This is a genomic window from Flavobacterium sp., from assembly GCF_035760125.1.
GTDB lineage: Bacteria > Bacteroidota > Bacteroidia > Flavobacteriales > Flavobacteriaceae > Flavobacterium.
Map to the genome: position 1 here is coordinate 1 of NZ_DASTTN010000107.1, position 3,613 is coordinate 3,613.

5 protein-coding genes are annotated in these 3,613 nt (G+C 36.2%); 1 reads left to right on the forward strand and 4 read right to left on the reverse strand.

Going from position 1 to position 3,613, the window contains the following annotated elements; genetic code table 11:
- Window positions 1-394: FAD-binding domain-containing protein (locus VFS71_RS04175; RefSeq protein WP_326399559.1), on the forward strand; the 394-nt coding region annotated here is incomplete at its 5' end.
- A gap of 70 nt (window positions 395-464) precedes the next feature.
- Here VFS71_RS04175 and VFS71_RS04180 read toward each other — a convergent pair.
- The 4 genes from VFS71_RS04180 to VFS71_RS04195 form a co-directional block, all read right to left on the reverse strand.
- Complete coding sequence (locus VFS71_RS04180) at window positions 465-650, reverse strand: hypothetical protein (RefSeq protein WP_326399560.1); 186 nt, start codon at window positions 648-650, stop codon at window positions 465-467.
- Between the two features lie 367 nt (window positions 651-1,017).
- The gene (locus VFS71_RS04185) at window positions 1,018-2,436 is read right to left on the reverse strand and encodes an SDR family oxidoreductase (RefSeq protein WP_326399561.1); all 1,419 of its coding nucleotides are present in this window, start codon (window positions 2,434-2,436) and stop codon (window positions 1,018-1,020) included.
- Window positions 2,437-2,440: 4 nt separating this feature from the next.
- On the reverse strand, window positions 2,441-3,127 hold the full coding sequence (locus tag VFS71_RS04190) for an SDR family oxidoreductase (RefSeq protein ID WP_326399562.1): 687 nt from the start codon (window positions 3,125-3,127) through the stop codon (window positions 2,441-2,443).
- 14 nt (window positions 3,128-3,141) lie between these two features.
- Window positions 3,142-3,613 (reverse strand): AarF/UbiB family protein (locus VFS71_RS04195; protein WP_326399563.1); only part of this gene is annotated, 472 nt, incomplete at its 5' end.

Below are 3,613 nucleotides of genomic sequence, written 5' to 3' on the forward strand. Positions count from 1 at the left end.
TACCGGTTATCCTATGGTCGATGCAGGAATGCGCCAACTCAATGAAACAGGCTATATGCACAATAGAGTGCGTATGGTGGTGGCTAGTTTTTTGTGCAAACATTTACTGATCAATTGGCAATGGGGCGAAGCTTATTTTGCTGAAAAATTATTGGATTACGATTTGTCGGCTAATGTCGGTAACTGGCAATGGGCTGCAGGAACTGGCTGTGATGCGGCACCTTATTTCAGGGTTTTTAATCCCGATATCCAGCTCAAAAAGTTTGACGAAAAAGGAATCTACATCCGAAAATGGATTCCTGAATTTGATTTAGGTTACTGCGAACCCATGGTTGATCACGCATTTGCACGAGACCGAGCTATTACTACTTATAAAAATGGTATTTTGAAGTGATTTGTTGAAGGATGGATTCAGGCTACTAAAAAAAAATATAACAGGGCTTTACTTTTAAAACTTAGAATTACTAAAACGTACATTTTTTATTTAGAAAAGCATGGATTTCCATCATTATTATGAACGGAATGGCCACAGGAAAAACAACAATTGTTATCAATAGTTGCGTATTCCAACCATATTCTTTTTTAGCTTTAGTATTAGCAATTCCGATTGCTACCAAATAAGTGAACATGAAATATAGGGCTATTAACATAATTTTGAATTACATGAGTTAAAAGTACAATAAAAATCGATTAAGTGTAGTTTTATTTTCTTTTTATAAGTAATTACTTTTAAAATTGCGTGTGGCAACTGTTTGATTTAAATATGTTTTCCTTTTTTTGAAAATCATTTCATGTCGTTTTCCTTGAAGTTGTTTTGGGTGAGGGATTACTTCACATTAATTTATTTTCATAGGAGTTCAGTGAATTTCATTTGAAATAAGCTACCAAAGTAGCATGGATAGCTCGACAGCAGTAGGGGAAGGGGGCGAAGAGGCGGTGCTATAAGTAGCCCTCTTTGTCTAATGGAGGCACCCCCAAATGATTTTGAAAAGGTTTATTTTTTAGCAAAAAAAGAAATTATTGAATGAGCTTATGAAGCATTCCTTTAAAAATAAATCCGTGAAAAGGTAAAACGGAATACCAATATAATTTCCCCCAAATGCCTTCGGGTCTAAAAGTTGCCGATTGGTACAAAGTGTTGTTGATGATTTTAAATTCGAGCCAGGCTTCACCGGGTAGTTTCATTTCTGCATAGAGAATGAGTTTACCTTCGTCTTTGTTGGCATACAAAACCCGCCAAAAATCTAATGCATCACCAGCGTGAATGTCGTGTTTGTTGGTGCGTCCTCTTCTCGAACCTACACCTCCAAAAAGTTTGTCTATAAATCCACGTAACTCCCAAAGCCAATCGCCGTAATACCAACCGGTTTCACCACCAATGGACCAAATTTGGTTAATGGTAAAAGCTCGGTTTTTAATTTCCATTTTTCTTCGGTCGATAAAGCAGTCTTTCTTTGGGACTTTGAGATAATCGCTTACGTTACCTACAAATTGACCGCTAATCATGGCGTCTTTCCAACTAGAAGCAATAGCGTCATTGTTAATTTTGACTAAGGCTTTGGACAATGCAAGTTCATAAGGCATAGGCTTAATATTCAAAATTGAATTGATGCTGTTGTCTCGGCAAATGACTTCGACTTTCATACTGCTCACCAATGCTGTTGCTAATTTATAGGAGGTTGAGGTTACAAAGTACAACCAATAGGAGGATAATTTTGGTGTCATTACCGGCACGGTGTAAATGTATCTTTTGAGGTGAATTGCTTTGGCAAACCCTAAAAGCATTTCTTTGTAAGTGAGGATATCTGGACCACCGATGTCAAAACTTTGGTTGTATGTTGATGGATTTAAAAGTGACTTTGACAAAAAATCCAAAACATCACCAATAGCTATGGGTTGGCATTTGGTATTGAGCCATTTTGGTGTAATCATTACGGGCAATTTTTGAACTAAATCCCGAATGATTTCAAAGGATGCACTACCGGAACCTACTATGATTCCAGCTCTCAATGTAGTCGTGGCAAAAGTTCCCGTGTTCAAAACCTCTTCTACGGCTTTTCTTGAGGATAGGTGTTTGGAAAGTGATTGGTCGTTGACAATTCCGCTTAAATAAATGACTTGTTTGGTCTTGGTATTATTGATTTGTTCTACAAAATTTATAGCCGACATATATTCCAGCTCATCATAATTATTAGCAGAACCGGACATAGAATGTATTAAATAATAGGCAGCATCTATGTTATTTGGAATATGAGCCAACGATTCTTGTTGTAAAAAATCAACTTCTATAATTTGTATGTTTTTTTCAAATTCTTTTGGACAAAAAAAACGCTGTTTGTCCCGGACACAGCAAATAACATCATGGCCTTGCTCTATCAAAATAGGTAAAAGCCGTTTGCCTACATATCCTGTTGCGCCTGTTAAAAGAATTTTCATGTCATTATAATTTAAAACTTACGATTCCATAATCCATTTCAAAAACTTGACCCGAAATGGATTTGGCATTTTCAGATAGTAAGTAATTGGCCATTTCGGCAACTTCATTGGGTTTTAGATAATTTTTCATCGGATGGCGTTCCATCATGTTTTCTTTCATGCGGTCGTTCCTAAGGATATTAGCAGAAAGCGAAGTTTCTTCGGTGATGGTTGGAGCAATGGCATTTACTCGAACCACAGAAGCCAATTCGGCACCTAGGGATTTTACCAATCCTTCAATTCCTGCTTTTGCGGTAGCGATACTGGCGTGAAAAGGCATTCCCAGTTTGGCAGCAACGGTACTGAATAATACAATGGACGGATTATTTCCTTTTTTTAGGGCAGGCAAATACTTCTGAATTGCTTTTACAGCGCCAATTACGTTGATTTCAAAATCATTTCTAAAATCGTCAAGATTCAAACTCAAAATAGGTTTTAATGTAATCGAACCGGGGCAATAGATGAGAACATCTACGGCTTCAATTTCGGGTAAATCATCTTCAAGAATCGAAATGGGGTAATGAATTAAGTTAGTATGTATGACATCAGGAGTTGATCTACTGATGTTATGTACTTTGTTGTTTTCCAATTGTTGCCTTAGGATTGCACTTCCAATTCCTTTACTTCCGCCAATGATTACTATATTTCGCATTTTTTTGAAATGAATTATTCATATTTTTTATAATGATTCACTACGATATTGGCTTTCAAATCAAACAATAGATTGTACAGCCCAAAAAAGGTTCTGTTCATATAGATAAAATGTTTGGAACCACGGTTACCGTTCATTTTTTTTAAGTTGGTATCTTTTGAAAATCGTTCTCCGAGTTGTGCAATATTTCCGAAAAATTCCGCATCCGAAAAATCAAAGACTTCTCTTTGAAAAGGTTGGGTGAAAAGTGACAGTAAGTCATAAAACATTTGAGTGAAATAAAGAATCTCTTCAGGAGAATCATCCATTCTTAGAATTTCCAGTTCAAAAAGTTTCTCATTAAATAATTGTGGATTGTTGAGTATTTTTGGGTTTACCAATTCAAAATACGGAATGTAAAAGTCATTAGGAATTTTCTTCATACAGCCAAAATCCAAAGCTACCAATTGATTGTTATCATTAACCAAGAAATTGCCAGGATGCGGA